This is a genomic window from Flagellimonas oceanensis, assembly GCF_003992595.1.
GTDB classification, from domain to species: Bacteria; Bacteroidota; Bacteroidia; order Flavobacteriales; family Flavobacteriaceae; genus Flagellimonas; species Flagellimonas oceanensis.
Map to the genome: position 1 here is coordinate 29,434 of NZ_RZNA01000017.1, position 18,175 is coordinate 47,608.

An 18,175-nucleotide genomic window follows, 5' to 3' on the forward strand; every position below is an offset into this window, starting at 1 on the left:
AAAACGTCCTTTTTGTTTTAATGCGTCAATCCTTTTTTATCTATAAAGTGTAAAATGCCCTACAAATTCTCGGGTATCCTCATCTCCATTCAGTTTGATGATGTACCAATAATCACCTGTTGGCAGATCGGCTTGATTGTAGAAGCCGTCCCAACCATCGGTATCCTGAAGCATTCTGTATATGGTTCGACCATACCTATCGAAAATGGTCATGGTAATATTTGGGAATGCTTCAATGTTTTTTGGTTTCCATGTATCGTTCAACCCATCTCCATCCGGAGTGAAGAAATTGGGGATTTCAATATCTATGAATTCCATATCGATTTCCTGTGAAACACTACACCCATTTTCATCCGTCACTGTTACCATATAGGTTCTGGTTTCACGAATCATGAATGTATTGTCATTCCCGTAGGATACGCCATCCACTTCAAAAGTGTAATCCGGATTCCCTCCTGAAGCTGATGCGACAATCTCGTTGATATTATCATTGCTCAGTTCCAAAGTGAGCGGTTCAAAATCTTTCACTTCAAAAGTGAAGGTTCGGTCGCATCCATTCGCATGTGCTACAGTAAGGGTATGTTCCCCGGGCATCAGATTGGTAAAGTCAGGGCTCAATACCATATCGTTGGGATCATTGGAATCCAACCCATATAATAAGTCTGGGACAACACTCTGATCTTCGAACTCAATAGCCAGGTAATTCGTGGGCGAATCCCCATCACATTGATAAACAACCTCAACAGTACCTTCCAAATTAACCCCTGGTGCTATGGTAACTACCTGATTGGTGGTACAGCCATTGGCATCCCTGACAAAAACAACGTAGTCTCCACTTGCCAAGTTTCCGTAGCTCATCAATCCCTCAACAAAGTTTTCCTCCTGACTGGAATTCAAACTAGTTCTGTAGGGCGCAGTCCCTCCTTGGATATCCAAGGTAATCATACCATCTTCACTGCCGAAGCAGATTTCATCTTCAGCAGTGGTGTTCAAAGTCAAGGCATCGGGCTGTGTAATGGTAAAGTCCAAGACTTCAAAACATCCATTGGCATCCTGTACGATTACAGTGTAATCACCTGCGGCCAAATCCGTAAAAGTGTTTTCCGTGTCAAATTGGTTCAGGTTCGGCGAAATTGCATATTGATAATCAGCTGTGCCTCCTGATACGTTGAGCACAATACTACCATCGTCAGCACCCATACAGCTCACATCAGTTATATCACTCGCAACCATAAGAGGTTCGGGTTCTTCGATTATGATGGCCGTTGATACCCATTCACAATCACCACTTGTAACTCCTGCATAATAGGTTCCTTGGGTAAGTCCATCAAAATAGCCATTGATGTTGGTCGGTGCCACAGCAATGGTCATCGCACTATCCTCATATAATCCATATATATAGTTTCCTAGTCCTCCATCGGCATCCACGGTAATGGATGCTGTGCTGTCTCCATTACAGTTGATATAAGATGCACTTTCATCCACAATAGCTGTCAATGGGGTCACAGGGTTTATGGTAATGGCATTGGTAAGCGCCGGTTCACAACCATTGGCATCCAATATGTAGAATTGATATGGGTCGGTATCCGGACTCACATCAAAAGTATGGGTGTTTCCTCCTGACATATTGGTAAAGGGTCCTGTTTCCGATGTACTGAACTGATACACATTACCAGCAAATGGTGTACCTCCTTCGACGGTAAGTGTAAGTTGGGCATCCGTTTCACAGCTAAGCTCCCTAGACACCACAAGATCTCCTCGCACAGGCACGGGGTCTTCTATTACAACTTCGGTGGTGGTCAAGGTACAACCTGCATCATCTGTTATGGTAATGGAATAGGTACCCGCATTCAGGTTATCAAACGTGCTTGATGTTTGGGAGGGAGAGGTCGTTATGATATTCCCGCCCTCAAGTCTGTTCAAACGATATAAAACGGTCCCTATACCACCTGAAGTTAGCGTAGCAGTAATGCTTCCATCGGTATCCCCGACACAATCCAATGTTTGTGTGGCAGGTGTAATGTCTGCCAATAAAGGGTCTACCGTTTGAATGGTTCCGCTAAGTGCAGCGTTGGTACAACCCGCCGCATCAGTTACTTCGATCGTATGGTTTCCATCATCCAAATCCGTAAAGACATAGCTATACACATTGTTCTGAGTCAATCCTAGGGAAGGTATCGAAATCGTGTATGGTGCCACGCCTCCAGTTGGTGTTACGGACAACCTTCCTTGATCATTGGAACAGGATGCATTTCCTATTTCCGTTATCGTAGCATCCAAAATAGTATCAGCTCCTCCCACGGTGACAGTGGTTTGTTCGGTACAGCGCGGTAAATCGGTCTGAACCACCTCAACGCGATAGGTACCCTTGGGCAGGTCAATGTTTCCACTGGTTGTTCCATTTCCGGTTCCAGTAGGACCAAACTGGAAATCATCACTGGTATCGCTCAATGTGCCATTGGTATCGTAGACCGTCCAAGTGAATCCTCCGGAATAACCACCTGCCAACTCAAAATGATATTCGGCATTATCACCAGCACATACCACTGGGGCGTCCTCGATCATATTGATCTGGAACGGTTCGATTTCTTCCACATTATGGGAGACCACAATGGAACATCCGGTATCTGTATTGGTCACTCTAAATGAGTGTAAACCAACTTGCAAAGCTGTGAATGTCCCTACAGCATTGGTATTTCCTGAGGCAATTTCTTCAAATATATAGTCGTGAGGCCCCGTATTGGAATCCGACAACAAGCCTTGTGCGGTTATGGTGATGGTTTCTCCTCCGTTGGCACAAGAAATATCGTCATCTACATTGATGGTCGCATCCTGTAGTTCATCAAACTGATCGATCGTGGCCGTACAGGTTCCCACACAGCCTGAATCGTCATACACGCTGATGGTGTATGTTCCCCCTGCAAGATCGGTAACGATCAATTGGTTGTTGTTCCCGTCTTGAACCACATTGTTTGATGGGTCCAAAAATTCATATCTAACATAAGTTCCCGTTCCTCCGGAAATCGATGTGGAGTTTACCGTAATGCTTGCATTGTCAGGGTTATTTCCTGCCGCACATCCAAATTGGATCACATCTGCTGCTGGAATGGTCACTGCAATTGGGGTTGGTTCATTGATGGTAGGAACAATGATATCTGTTTCACAGTCATTGGTTCCTGTGGCCCTTACCACATAATCACCAGGGGCGAGATCCTGGAAAGTACGGGTAGCCGAATCATAGGTAAAATCAGTTGAAGGGATTGGATTCAATCCACTGTCCAACAATTCATAGGTCAATGGGGTAATTCCATTATCAGTCTGCCTTACGGCTATACTTCCATCGTTTGCTCCGTGGCAACTAACATCCGTTGGTGTGGCGGAAAAATCTGGTTGTATTGGGTCTGGAACCACAATCGTAAATGTACGCTCACAGGCTTCATGATCTGCCGTGACATCCACATATACTTTGATTTCATAGGTTCCTGCTACTGTTGGGTGAAATTCAACAGAACCACCACCCATTGAGGTTTTTGGTTGTACCATTGAAGAAGCGGTCAGGTTTTCCACGGAATATTGATAGGTTCCAGAACCTTGCAATGCTTCTATTTCAATCGTCCCATCCGGTGTACCTGTACAATCAATAAGTTTGGTCAATTGGGCATTGGCTTGAAGCGGAGGATGAACGGTAAATGTAGTCTGTGCCATGGAACATCCATTACCATCGATTATGTAGAAATCATAGTCCCCAGCAGCGACATTGGTAAATACCCCACCATTGTTCAAAAAGCTCGTCGGAGCACTTGCCCCTGAAGGTACCATGGCGTAGCGGATACCTCCTACCAAGGAATTTCCCGTTACGGTTACGTCTGCACTACCATCGCAATTGGCAACTTGAATGTCGTCAATAGTTGGATTGGGGGTCAATGTCATTGCAACAGTGTATGGAACGCTTGTAGTACATCCATACACATCGGTTACGGTAACATCATAATCACCTGCAGGTGAGTTAGCGGGTATTTCGATAGGGTTTTGTGAAGTCGCAGTAATCGCGGCAAATCCACTTGGACCAGTTACATCAAAGGTGTATGGTGCAGTACCTCCATTGATATTTGTAACGGAAATCAATCCAGGTTGATTACATCCAATTTCACGTGTTTCGGAAACAGTAGCTGTAATCGGAAGTTGTTCTTCGATCAGTACGTTTTCACTTCCTCCATGGCAGGTATCCACTCCACTACCATTGACCTGTGTGACTTCAATATAATACTCCCCAACAGGCAACCCCGTAAAATCAAGCGTATTGGCATAGGTTACATTGATTGCGGAACCTCCACCGCCACTTACTTCAACAGGAGTTGAATTACCAACTTCGAAAAGCTCCCATCGCATTTCCGGTTCGGCAACATCTGGATTCAAGGTAAAGGTGATTCCCCCACTATCTGCACCATGGCAACTGGGTGTCACTGAATCTGTAATCTCTATGGGTAAATCCACGGTAGACAGATCATTCACATTCACTGTACTTTGTCGAATACAACCACTATCATCTTTAACGAAGAAAACATAGGTCCTTCCAGGGGTCAGTCCAGTAAACCAGTAAGGGTCGTTCAATCCTTGCGGAGGGGAGGTCCATGATGTAGAAGCATCATAGGGGTCAAAATTGATTGGGTCCTCTGTGTAGGTATATACATAAGGAGCATCTCCCTTCGAACCTTGGACGCTAACAAGTAACTCATTACACAAGTCCACCGTTGCATTGATAGTAATGTCCAAATCGTCCAAGGGATAGGTCAGTGTGTATTGTGGCAAATCATACCGGCAAAGGGTATTTCCACTTCCATCCACTGTACGAATGGAAGGTTTTACCTCTTCGCCCGATGTAAATCCAGTAAAGGTTTCACTTGTCTGCCATGTATTTCCATAATCTGCACTAAACTGCAAAGTACCGCTCAGCCCGGAAGTGGGATAGTTTTCAAAAGTAAAACCTATCGCGGGGGCACAAACACCAGTGGTTGGAAAATCCGTATCAACATCAGCAGTCAACACCGGCGGGTCTATGACGTCAATGCTACCCAATGACAAAGGGCATCCCGAGCCATCCGTGATTTGAACCTCATAAGTACCTGCAACCACATTGTTGAAGGTATATGTGGTAGCGGCCAAATTGGAAACGGAGGCTATCTCGGTCGCACCTTGGTATAGGGAATAGTTAAACGGACCTGCCTGTGTGATTTGTGCTGGTGTAAGACTACCTCCCCCGTTCAATTGAACATGGGCGACAATACTTCCGTTGCCGCCATTACAATTGGGGTCTTCGGGCACAGCTGCGACTTCCCAGTCCACAGCTGGATTGACAATAATATCTTCTTCAATTACTTCACAGTAGGATGAGGCTCCATTGTTATCACGAACATAGAGGTCAAATCCAGTGGGGTTTGCTGTGGCCAAAGCATTATCAATCGGGAAACTAGTGGTTGCCACAAAGTCTGTGGGAGCCGGTGTGGCCCCATTCGGAACCAGGGCATAGAGCAAGGTGCCGTTACCTCCAGAAGCCGTAACGTCGACAGATCCATCAGCACAGCTGCTCACATCTGTTGAGGTTGCATTGACCAATAATTGCGAATCAATGGTTACTTGGGTAATGGTATCATCACACCCCAAAGCATCCTTGACATTAATATCGTAGGTGCCATTGGCCAATCCTGAAAAAGTATAGGTATTGGACGTGCTAGGGTTGGGTGTTTGCCAAGGGCCACCATCAATTTGGAAAAGGTATCCACCATTACCTGATGTCACTGTTATATCGATAGAAGCATTGTTTCCTCCGTTGTAACAGCTTGTGTAATCAACATTATATACCAATGGATCTGGATCGCTCAATGTAACTATAGCACTACTGATGGTACATCCGTTGATATCCCGTGCCAAAACTATGTAATCGCCGGCTGATAATCCGTTAAAGGTATCTCCATTGGCGGCCGCAAAAGTTACCAAGTCGGTTCCTGAACCATCTTGAAGTGCATATTCATAGGTCGGTGTCCCACCTGTCACTGTTGCTTCGATGGCTCCGACCGGGTCAATACAGCTAGGGTTTTGAAGAATGTTCGTGTTAATGGAAAGTGCTGCCGGCTCATCAATAGTTTGGTTCAAGGTAATGGAACAGGTCGTTTCATCGGCTTTTCGAACCATCACACTTTGAGAACCTGACGATAAAGCAGTGGACGTGGTCACTGGGGATGATGTGGATGCAATCCAATTGGTGCCCCCATCAATCGAGTACTCAAAGCCTGCTGTAGCATCAAAATTTTCCACTTCGAAAGTAATGGAACCATCGTTAGCTCCATTACACGTGATATCGGTATGCCCGATTACACTTGCCTCAAAACCGTAACCGGCTTCAATGACCACGGGAATATCCATGGTCCTTGGACAGGATTGAGGTACCTGTTTTACCAAAATATCATCGATGGCCACATCATTTCCGTTGTTTCCGCTCTTTTTGGATATGAGCACAAAATCCAGCTCTGTATGAATCCCAGGGTTCATGGTAAACTCGAAAATTTCCCAAACCTGGCTTTTTGGTATATCGTTGGTTTGAACCTCACCTACAACAGTAGTTGTTCCCGGAATCCTCATTTGCACCCAAAGGTCGGGATCCAATTTAGTCCCTCCTCCCAAAAGGTTTATCGCTGCAAAGGATACTTCCATATCCTGATTGGGAATAATATCCCTTATCGGTTTTTGATAGATCACTTGATCGGGCGAGGGGGTTCCAACATTGATCACAAAATATCGCCCGTTTGAATCGGTACCTCCGGATGTATGATCGCTAGGATTCAACCAAGCACTGAATGGAGATACAATACTGCTGGTCACGGAATATTCAAAATCATTGATCTGGGTATTGCTTCCCACTTGGTCTTCATAACCATAGCCCTGTGTAAATTGGCTGTCCACTGTTGGACCACTTCCAAAATCCTCCAATAACAAAACACTGGGATTTGGCGGGTCGCTCTCAGTATATTCAGCGGTTATGGTGTAAGTTCCCGGGCCAATGCCAGAGAAGGTTCCATCGGTTGATATCACAATTGGCGAAGTATTTATGGTATAACTGTAGTCATAAACGGTCTGGTCTGGACCAATCACCACATCGCCATTGCCATCACAGTCATATGCCAGGTCCATATCAAAATTAGGAACAGGCAACGGTGGGTCAATGGTAATGGGCAGTGTAATGTTACAACCACGAGCATCCCTTGCAACCAAAATATGGTTTCCCGGTGGTAAAAGATTTGTTCTCACACTTGGATCCATGGGATCATCGACAACAAACGAGCTTCCCCCATCAAAGCTGAACTCGTAAGGGGCTGTCCCGCCTTCCACATTGGTAAACCTCACTTCGGAATATCCATTAATGTCACAGGTTCCGGTACTGGAGATACCAGCATTGGCCTTAAAGGTTTCAGGGTCATCCAGGGTAAAATTTGTTTCTTCCTCGCAGCCATCGGCACTACGCACTTTTATGGTGAACGACCCAGGGGAAAGGTTCACGAAGGTCGGGTCATTTTGTTGGGTGGCCCAATTATCGATACTATAGGAATATGGAGTTTGGGCACCTGACACATTCATGGTCACCTGACCGGTATTCGATCCTTCGCAAGTAATCTCCGAGTCAATGGTAGGTGCCGCCACGGACAGTCCCCCCAAATCATCAATGGTAACTTCGTTGGAAATGGACGAACAGTTGTTCTGATCCACCACCACAAAACGATAGCGTCCTTCTTCTCCCGATGAAAAACTGAATACACCCGGCGTTGCGATGTCCTTTTGAAATTCAGTTACAGGAATATCACTGATGTCCGTGTACAATTCAACCCCGTCCTTTTCCCAAATGGCAAAGGAATAGCCTGGCACCCCCTGGGAGGCAGTCAATGTTATGGTTCCATCGATGCAACTAATTTGTTGGGTGGTAACGGCCGTTACGACCGGATCAGGTATTTCATCAATGGTAAATGTTTCAACTTCTTCACAGCCATCATCCGTTCGCACCTCCACCACATAGTTTCCTGAATTGAGCCCTTCGAATGTAAGATCACTGCTGGCTTGGGTAAGTTCACTATCAATCAATGCACCTGGGTTTCCACTTCCATCATCCTCATACAGTCTGTAGTGGTAATTGGCCCTTGCCTGGGTGGCTTGGATTCTCACGCTGCCCTGTCCCAAACAAGTTACTGGTTCTGTACTAAGACCGATATTGAGTTCCCTTCTTTGTATTCCGATCTCTTCGGTACTGAAAACACAACTGCCTTCCAAAGGATCTCCTGTAGAAGGGTCCAATTGGGTAAAATCAACCCTGTATGTACCTGAAGTACTTATATCAAAATTTGGTCCATTGTTATCGGCATAGGATACCAACACAGTTTCCGTAGATGTGTCCACCAATTGATACCCATAACCGGAACCTACATTTTGGATTCTGATAAATCCATCCGAGGAACAGTATATGTGTTGTGTGTCATAGTCAAAGTCAAGATTGTTCTGGAATACATCAAAATAAAAGATACTATTGCACCCCCCGGAATAGGACAGCACCAATCGATAGCGCCCTTCGGCATCTGCCGTGAACGAATTTCCGGTATCCACTTGGTTCCATGTACATCCCATCTGTGTATTGGGACAATCCACACTGGTGGACGAACAACTGGTTTCATCCAATTTTTCCCATCTTATGGATTGGGCATCGGTAATGTTGAGTGTGATGTCTTGTGAATCATTGATACCACAAAGAAATATTTGTGGCAATTGGGAGCCGTCATTCGTACAGGATACGATTTCCCCTTGTATATCATTGGTGCTATCAGCATCATTGTTCAAGTTGTTGAAATAAGTGATTATGGGATTTACCTGAGTGGTACCGAAACGGGTTACCTCCATGGATTCTATATTGGTGCCACAGCTTGCGGATTCCTTTCTTACCAAATAATGCCCACTTTCCTGTACGGTGACCGTGGTCGGGTCGCCATCAGGGTCGCTATCATCATAAACGGTATCCGTGACATCGATTTCTCCATTACCGTTCAGGTCACGATACCAGGTATAGGTGTCATATCCCTGACCTGCCGTGATATCGGCATTATCCCCACAGATCTGGATCTCACTCTCGAAAATACAATTCGTGAGGTCATCCAAAAGAAAATTAGTGGCCCCGGTGGTCACAAAACCACAGCTATTGACACTGGACACACTAGGGTCGTCGGATATGGTCTGTCCACTGGTCTCCCCCTCATAGGTGGCATAGGCGATATTGTCGATCGTGGAACTACATGCCGCAACAAAATCATGGCAATCATCCGATACATCCACTCGAATCCTGATCTCATAGGTGCTACCGCCTTCGGTAACCAAAGTATCAGGTATTTGAAATGTCACCTCTTTTGGGTCTGTGGCACTGGTGGACATCGTGGTACCGGGCGCTCCGGTTAAATCAATGTTATCCAAATCAACGTTATCGGGGAGTACGTCACGGATGGTAAAATTTTCAGCATCATCATTCCCTCGGTTCCAAAAACGCAGTACATATTCCAAGGACTGGCCCAAATGGACCCCTGCCCCTGTAATATCATTTGCCGCCAGATCCTCTACCCTTTTCTCCACAATGATTTCCGGATTGATGATTTCCACTGCCACTGTGGTCAAGAACAGTATGACCCCTTCACTGGAGGTATGAATCAGAATCTCACCACTATCGTGGTCATTGGGCAATACATTGTTGCCCTGGTTGGGCAGGTCCAAGATATCGGCATCCCACCCCAGGGTATTATGACTCTTTGGGGTTCTGGTATCCACCCAACTCCCCAAATGACTGATGGTACTGTTGAAAACATTGTTGCTCGGGTTGATGGCATCGCTCAAATAGGTCCAACTATCACTTGTATTGGCCCTGAATCTCATGCTCGGACCGGTAACCCTGTCCCCATCCATGGTACCTGCTCCGATTACGGCATTGACTGGCAAAGGAGCCGGTACTGTCTTGAACCCACTGAAGGGCACGTTGGTTTCACGGTAGGTACTTCCCATGGCAGCATAGCCATCAAAAGTCGAAATATATTTACTGGTGGAATTTTGGTTCTCATAAATAACGACCATGGTCCATCCTGCACTTACATTGGTCTGAGCGGTAGAAGCCACTACGTTGGCCACTGTATATTCCCCATTGGGATCACTCAAACCTGAGAGCAAATGGGTCACATTGGCATAATTGAGATAAGAGGTCATATTGACCCCACTCAAATAGTCCACATCCACAATTCCAGGATCGGTAACACCATCTCCATCCCGATCACCATCCTTATCATAGATCTGTTCAAACTCGAACATGGGGTCGCTATCCGGACCTATATCCACATAGGAGCCTCCAGGGATTTTGAACTTCACTTGTTTATAGGGATCGTCCCTATTGGTATCCCTATATATCCCACCCCAATACAGACCGGCATAAACCACTGCAGAACAACTCGGAGCATTCAACTCCGCACTACTGGAACTGAATGTGGAGGGATCACCATCGATATCGATATAGTCCATGTTCACATTTTGGTTACTGGAACCCCCGTTATAATCTGAATTGGGATCACTTGCTATGCTCACTATATTGTTCGCCACATAGACAAGGTCTCCCTTTACCTTGATGTTTTCCCCGGGCAACCTCGGTTCAAAAGGAACAGAAAGCTGTGCTTGTGTCAAGGATACGAAAGCAATGAAAAACAACAGAAATAGGAACCTATTGAGATCAACTGCTAAAGGTTTGGATTTCATATTTGAGGTTTTGGATAGTGATGGGTTATTTAACTGTGGTATCAAATCTATCCAATGAACAAGAAGTGGAAAATCAATTGTTGTGGAACAAGGTGGTTTTGTTGCAAATCCCCGATATACTGGTGTTTAGAATCAATCTAATTCGCAAAAAACCCTAGTAAAACCAATACTTTTCCATGCAACCCAATCAAAACTAGAGGTGAAATCACGGTGCTAATTTAGGCTCCAACCACAACCATCCAAAACCAAACAACAACAAGAAATAAAACCACAATGGAGAGATTGGCTCCCACCCATTTTTGGTCTCGGAAACCGAAGGGGTAAATGTGTTTTCAGAGCCGAACTCACGCTGATTGGTTTCTAAGGTTTTGGACTCCGAAATCGATTCAAGTTGATCATCATCAAAAACAAAATACGAAAATGGAGCAATGGAGTCTTGAGAAGTACGTAGTTGGTTCCATCCCGTTTTTCTAGGGTATTGTTTTCCCGTCCATTTCGTCGGCATTACACTATTTTGAATCAAAGGGATGTTGGCCCCATCTGCTGAAATGATGTCCATATCGCCCAACATTGTGCGTAGTTCAAATTCAAAAGGCTGATTTGGTCTTGGGATTGCGGTAATGCCCTCCCACTCCACTTCTTTATCCTTTTCCTTGGCAATGCTGTTGAGCACCTGCGTCCAGATGCGGGCATAAAGTGCCTCGTCGCCATCCAAAACCAATTGATAGGTGTTTTGAAGCAATGTGGTTCCGGTTTTACCATACTGTATGGGTATATAAGCAGCTAAAGCAACAGAATCCACCAAAACCTCCTGTGTTCGAAGATCTTCTTGAAAGGTATAAGGGTATTTCTGCAAGGGTTGTTTTGATTTACCCAAAGTGATTTCAGTACTGAAATCCCGATTAAAGTTAAATGGGGTACGTCCTTTTCCCTGAGTAAAGAAACTTTCACTGGGTTGTATAAAAACACCCATTCCGTTTGATCCAATCGCTTCTTCCATGGCCAACTTTGAAGCACTTCCAAGACCCAAATAAGAATCCGTATCAATGATCAAAAGATCATAATCCTGTAAGTTATCTGTAGAGAGACCATAAATGGGGTTCGATGCTCCATTGAAATACTCGAACTTGTATTTGCCCTTGGTAAGTTGTGTGCGTGCCAAGACTTCGTGTCCCCTTTCGGCAAGGAAGTTCTTAAGGTACTTGGTTTCAAAAGTCGGAAAGGTGTTGACCATCAAAATTTTCAAGGAATTCCCTTCCACCACATGAATGGGCAGCGGCTCATCCGATAGGATTTCCCCCTCACTTTTTTCAAGAATATGGAACACCAATTGTCCGCTTGTTTTTGGGTTGGCACGGAGTATAATGTTTTGCTCCGCCTGTTCCTCAAACGGCACCGAATCCAAGGGATTCCCACCATTATCGGTCAAAACGGCCCAATGACCTGCTTGAGGGTTAATATATTTGGCTTTTAGTTCAAATGGTTCCCCAAGAACCAATTCATCATTTTTGGAGAGTTGGGTCCATCCTTCCACGTCCTTTCCTCCGAGATAAGCAACGGATTTCTCCGCCACTTGCCATAAATCAAAAGAAGCGAGCCCATGCCCCAAAAGAAATAAGGAATCTGCTTCGTCCAAAAGGGTCAGGTTCCTTCCCGTTACGTATTCCTCCTGTGGAATGCGCTTATAAATGGCCCTTAAACTGTCCAATTGGGCAGGACGGTACCCTTCGGTCAATATAATCCCCTTACCGTTACTGGATTTTTCCCATACACCTGGTTTCAAAACAATCATAGCGAGTGAGGTAATGGCCAAAAATGCAATAATCAACTTAATCCAAAACCTTAGCTCCGTTCGTTGGGGCCATTCCTTCCAAATATAAACGCCCCATAGCAATAGCCCAATCAACAACACGGGCCAAAATAACCCCTGATTCACAAATACCTCCCCATCACTCATACAAGCCCAGTTCTTTTAAATACAATAGATTGATTTCATCTTGGTACTTCGCCTTCTGCTTTGGATTGTCGGCTACCTCTGGTAGAACGGACAGCAGGTTTTTCTGGACCATGATGTAATTATCCGTGGTTCTGTTGACCGCTTTTTCCAAGTCACGCAAGCCTTGTAAGACATCTAGATATTTTAAAGGCTCTGAGATGGCCTTTTGCGCCAATTCGTTACCCGCATCCATAAAAAGAGCACTATCACTATCTGAAAATGATGTTTCCCCTTGAATCAATTCTTCTAAACGGGAAATCGCTGCTCTCGTAGATGCAAAAGATATTTGATAGGTGTATGCTTCTTGTTTGTCAAAATTTTCAATATTCTCGATATCTCCACTCAATCTATTCTCCTCTTTAATGGGGGGCGGATCAAAACCGATACGGTGCACGTAGATTCGAGCACTATTCTTTATTTCCTGAATTATTTCCAGGGCTTCATATTGATAGGGCAAGGATTTCTTGGGCTCGTATAGTCGAAGATAAAGCTCGGCATCCCACATGATATTCAGGGCATCACGAAGCTTTGCTTTCAACGATTTTTCGAACAAGGTCGACTCCTCTGGATCAGAATGATTATGCAAATAATCGTGCAATGGGTCCTCTTCTTCTTCCTGGCCCTGGTCCTCATTCCCATGGTCGTGCTCTTCGACCAAATTGTGTTCGTTATCGCTATCGTGTTTGTGGCTGTACTCATCCAATACATCCTCCCCACCTTCTTCACTGCCCGGTTCAGCTTCGCCTTCCTCATGGGAAACTGCTCCGGCCGCTGCTTGCATTTCGGTCTCATCGCCCATAAACTGTCCGTACTTTAGGCGTAACTGTTTTTGATCAAAACCCAATTCGTTGCTTCTGAACTTAAAGTCCTTTTCAGAAATGTTGGGTCGATCAGCAATCAGTTTCTCCGTATCTATGATCAATTGACGTTGGCTCCTGAAATAGTCCGGCATCAGGTCTACGCCCAAGCCTCCCTCTACCGCAAATTCATCGGTAATGGTATCACGAATCACGGCAAAATAGGTCTCGCTACGTGCTACGTTCGGCGAAGGTGTTTTTTGGTCCAGTGCTTCTACATAAAAATAAAGTTCGTCGCCTGGATCCATTTGCAATGCATCTAAATCCAAAGGTTGCTGTAACTGCAATGATTTTCTACCCTTCGGGATAGCACTATCAAAACGTACTTTTTCTTCCCTAAACTTTACCGATTCACCCGACCCCTTGCTCACCGTGGCAATGATATAGGCATCAGTAATGCCGAAATCATCGGAAATATTGGCGTTGAACCGCAAACTTTTATCTTCATCGAATTCAAAGTAGCTGTAATTATCCAACCCCTCTATTTGGACCATGGGAGGTTCATCCGTGACCATTTCCAAGGAATATAGGTCGCTCACATAATCATTTCCGCTGTTATCCTTAAAAGTAAAACTGTAAAATCCTGATGCTTCAAGGTTTTGGGACAGTCTGTATTTCCCTTCTGTTTTCGTGAAATCAAAGGTACTTCCCATCAAATCCATTTGAACAGTGCGCACATCGCCTTCAAACTCAAGATTCCAAACCACCCTGGAACCCTGTACTGCTTTTATATTGGGATTAGTAGTGTATTGGGTTGCTTTTCCAGTATAGACAGGGTATTGAATGCTGATTTTGGTTCCCGTCAATTCTGGAACCTTCGTGGTGGTCGGCAGGCTATCTTTTGGGGCAAAAGTGATTTGTTCCTTATTAGAGGGGGACTCTCCCGATCGGCTACCAAGCTTTGTCAGTACAAAACTACCTGCAAGCCCCAACACGATCAACCCAAACATCACCAAGGCACCCCTGAACAATCTATGTGGAGGGGTTAACTTGGGCAGTACCGGTTGTAGTTGTTGGGCTATTCGATATTGCTGTAATTTGGAAAGGTTCGAGAGCTCATGGGTTGGCGATAACAAAAGTCCGCTGCTATATCCCGCTTGAGGCAGGTGGGCATCGATATAAGCCACGGCTTTTTCCTGACTGACTTGCCAAGGTCGTAAAATAAAGATGGTTATTGCACCAGATACGACGAGAGCAATAATTCCGAATATCACATTATGGGTCAATACATAGATACCACCCGCAAATCCAACGGCATAGAGGATGGCCTCCACATATATGGATTGCTGCCATCGTCGTTGAAATTGCTTTATGTCCCCTGCTCCCATCATTGCTTTTTATAGTTTGCCATGAATCGTTCCACGATCATCAATCCAGCAAGTAGACCGAATACCCAAAAAGAGACATCGATCATCGTAGCGCTTTCACGTTTCCGTTTAGACTCGACATAATTGGGTTTGAGCTCCATTTCATCCAATTGTCTTGCATCAGCTTCATGTATCAAATCCTTTACATCAATATCCAAAGCCAATATGTTGAGCAATTGTTCCGGTAAATGTTTTTCAACGGTGTTTTTTGGATTCAACCTTGAAGTGAGATGATATGTATTTTTCACATTTGACGGTTCGATCAATTGATGGGCCAAAGGGTTTGCTTGATAGACCAACCATTTACCCACCGTGTCATTGTTTAGCTCATGCTGCAACCGAATATTCAGATGTGTTTCATCATTGGACCACTTATCCGTTTTATGAATGATGATTTCCTGTTCTAAAAATGCTGATAAGGCTTTAAAGGATGCCTCCAAATAATTTCCTTCCCGCTCAAAATCTTCTTCCACATACATATTGACATGAAGCGTATCCAAGCTTTTCAACGGAACTGATTTTGTTTCCCCATTTAGTAAACGAAGGCTATCATTACCAAGCTCAAAGTCATCCTCCACCATTTTTTTATTGATTTTGGTTGCTCTACCACTGCTTGAAGCTGAAACCAATTCAATCCCCGTTTCACGATTAAAAGCAATTAAGGGAACATCCCGGGTTTCGTCAGGTTCCATGACCACCCAATGGATTTTCTTTTGGGTAGTGGGTCGCATGGACCGAAAACCTTTGGCCAGAGCCTTAGTGAACACCACAATACTATCGGAACGCAGGGAATCCATTTTCCGTGTCAATTGCCAATAGTTTGGCTGTTTGCCATCCACCTGATAATCGTTATCGGCCTCCCAATCAGGAAAGCCATTTTCCAATAAAAATACCGATGAATTGTCCTGTACACTATCCAATATCGCACTGATGGACGGGTCGTTGGCAAGGGAAGCTTCAACAAGATAGGTTACCTGCTTTTTATCGCCTTTGGTTCGCCATCGTGGACCTGCCATCAACAATACGACAAGGGCGACGATCAACATCCGAAGCAACAGCAATAACCATTCGTTCAATTGGATGCTACTTGACTGCCGGGAATTGGATTCGTCCAGTAATTGAATGCTTCCGATTTTTATGGTCTTTGCTTCCTTTTTGCTCCATAAATGGATGGCCAAGGGAACCAGAAGTCCCAAAAGTGCCCAGAGATATGACGGATTCGCAAAAACCATTTACAACAATCGTATTCGTTCCTTTAAAAAGAGCTGTAGTGCATCGCCAAGGTCATTGTCCATTCGAAACAAATGGTAATGTACCCCTTGTGAAAGCAGTTGCTCCTTGGTCTGTTCTATTTTTTCATTCAAGGCATTTAAATAGGTGCTTTTGGCCTTGTTGACGTCAACTTTTACTTTGGTCCCCGTTTCCAAATCTTCAAAAGTGACCGATTTTTTATAATCAAAATCCATTTCCTTTCCTGCCATAATTTGAAGCACCACCACTTCATTATGGGCAGTTTTCAGGTTCTTTACAAAGTCGGATAGCTCTGAAACGTCCTCGTACATATCGGTCAGGAAAAATACCAACTCCTTTTCTCCCCTGTTGTGAATCCGCCGCGAGGCAATGGAAAGTTCGGGCCATTTGCCCTTGGTGGATATCTTCAACAATTCCAATAACAAACGATTGAAATGCTTTTGGTCCGCTTTGGGATAAATGCTCACAAAATCAACTTCATTGAGCGCAAAAAGCCCTACGGAATCTCCCTGTTTTTGAGCCATGTGGGAAAGACAGGCCACCATGACACGGGCAAATTCCAATTTGGATATACCGTTCTCCTTGTGTTCCATGGAAGCACTGGCATCAACAATGAACTTAACGGTAACATGACTTTCCACCTCGGATTGTTTGATATAGTACCGCCCAGAGCGCGCCAACATCTTCCAATCCAGCAACCGAAGGTCATCTCCAGGTTCATAGCCTCTGTATTGACTGAATTCCATGCCGGGACCCACGCTTTTACTCCGATGTAGACCAGAGGTATAGCCTTCCACCACAATACGTGAAATCAGGCTAAGGCCCGATACTGTATTGATGACTTCCGGTTTTAAAAGGTCGTGGTAGTCCCTGGAGGCCATTATTTATCCTTTAATTGAACTGCTTTCAATATTTCTTTCGTAACCGTATCCGAAGTGATTCCTTCAGCTTCTGCTCTAAAGTTAACAAGTACCCTATGCCGCAATACCGGCAAAGCCACGGTTTGTAAATCTGCCTGGGTCACTGCCAATCGGCCTTCCAAAAGTGCGTTGGCCTTTGCGGTCAAAATCATCGCTTGGCCGGCGCGGGGTCCTGCCCCCCAATCCACCCATTGTTTCACATAGTCAACCGAAGTGGTATCCGGACGAGTGGCCCGAATCACATCACTCACATATTGAATCAATCCGTCGCTAATGGATACCTCACGAACCAGCTGCTGCAATCTCACAATATCCTCTCCCGATAACACTTTGTTCAGCTGAGCTTTTTTGGTCCCCGTAGTGGCCTTTAAAATTTGGGTTTCCTCATCGTCTGTCGGATACCCTATTTTAATGTAAAGAAGAAATCTATCCTGCTGGGCTTCTGGCAAAACAAAGGTTCCTGATTGTTCAATGGGGTTTTGGGTAGCCAGGATAAAGAAAGGTTTATCCAAAGGATAGGTTTTATCACCATAGGTCACTTCAAACTCTTGCATGGCCTCCAAAAGGGCTGCTTGTGTTTTTGGTGGCGTTCTGTTGATTTCGTCCGCCAAAATGATATTGGAGAAAATTGGCCCCTTGTTGAACTTAAAGAATTTCTTTCCCGTGGTGTGGTCCTCTTCCAATATTTCGGTTCCGATGATATCAGAGGGCATGAGGTCGGGTGTAAATTGTATCCGTTTGAATTTTAAATCGATGGCATTCGACAATGTTCGAATCATCAAGGTTTTTGCCAATCCAGGAACGCCTTCGAGCAAGGCATGTCCACCAGCAAGAAATGTAATGAGCAGTTGGGACACGGTCTCTTCTTGACCGATGATCACCTTACCTATTTCCTTTTTGAGAGCAGTCAGTTTTTCTGAAAGCCCCTCTACTTCACTTGCAATTTGTTGTAGTTCTTTATCCAAATCC

6 protein-coding genes are annotated in these 18,175 nt (G+C 44.8%); all 6 read right to left on the reverse strand.

Annotated elements, in window-relative coordinates:
* Positions 1-36 precede the first annotated feature (36 nt).
* A complete protein-coding gene (locus EO132_RS04915; protein ID WP_127136859.1) occupies positions 37-10,815 on the reverse strand; it encodes a T9SS type B sorting domain-containing protein in 10,779 nt (3,592 codons plus the stop codon).
* 205 nt (positions 10,816-11,020) lie between these two features.
* The gene (locus EO132_RS04920) at positions 11,021-12,772 is read right to left on the reverse strand and encodes a hypothetical protein (RefSeq protein ID WP_127136860.1); all 1,752 of its coding nucleotides are present in this window, start codon (positions 12,770-12,772) and stop codon (positions 11,021-11,023) included.
* On the reverse strand, positions 12,765-14,999 hold the full coding sequence (locus EO132_RS04925) for a DUF4175 family protein (protein ID WP_127136861.1): 2,235 nt from the start codon (positions 14,997-14,999) through the stop codon (positions 12,765-12,767). The genes EO132_RS04920 and EO132_RS04925 overlap by 8 nt, the downstream gene beginning before the upstream one ends.
* Positions 14,996-16,267, reverse strand: a complete 1,272-nt coding sequence (locus tag EO132_RS04930; protein WP_127136862.1) for a BatA domain-containing protein — start codon at positions 16,265-16,267, stop codon at positions 14,996-14,998. Before EO132_RS04930 ends, EO132_RS04925 begins: the two co-directional genes overlap by 4 nt.
* Complete coding sequence (locus tag EO132_RS04935; RefSeq protein ID WP_127136863.1) at positions 16,268-17,167, reverse strand: DUF58 domain-containing protein; 900 nt, start codon at positions 17,165-17,167, stop codon at positions 16,268-16,270. It abuts the gene before it with no gap.
* Positions 17,167-18,171, reverse strand: coding sequence for an AAA family ATPase (locus EO132_RS04940; RefSeq protein WP_127136864.1), 1,005 nt, complete (start codon positions 18,169-18,171; stop codon positions 17,167-17,169). The genes EO132_RS04935 and EO132_RS04940 overlap by 1 nt, the downstream gene beginning before the upstream one ends.
* Positions 18,172-18,175 lie beyond the last annotated feature (4 nt).

Bases quoted from the DNA above. Each gene is read 5' to 3' on its own strand.
- EO132_RS04915 (WP_127136859.1), bottom strand. From the start codon at position 10,815: ATGAAATCCAAACCTTTAGCAGTTGATCTCAATAGGTTCCTATTTCTG.
- EO132_RS04920 (WP_127136860.1), bottom strand. From the start codon at position 12,772: ATGAGTGATGGGGAGGTATTTGTGAATCAGGGGTTATTTTGGCCCGTG.
- EO132_RS04925 (WP_127136861.1), bottom strand. From the start codon at position 14,999: ATGATGGGAGCAGGGGACATAAAGCAATTTCAACGACGATGGCAGCAA.
- EO132_RS04930 (WP_127136862.1), bottom strand. From the start codon at position 16,267: ATGGTTTTTGCGAATCCGTCATATCTCTGGGCACTTTTGGGACTTCTG.
- EO132_RS04935 (WP_127136863.1), bottom strand. From the start codon at position 17,167: ATGGCCTCCAGGGACTACCACGACCTTTTAAAACCGGAAGTCATCAAT.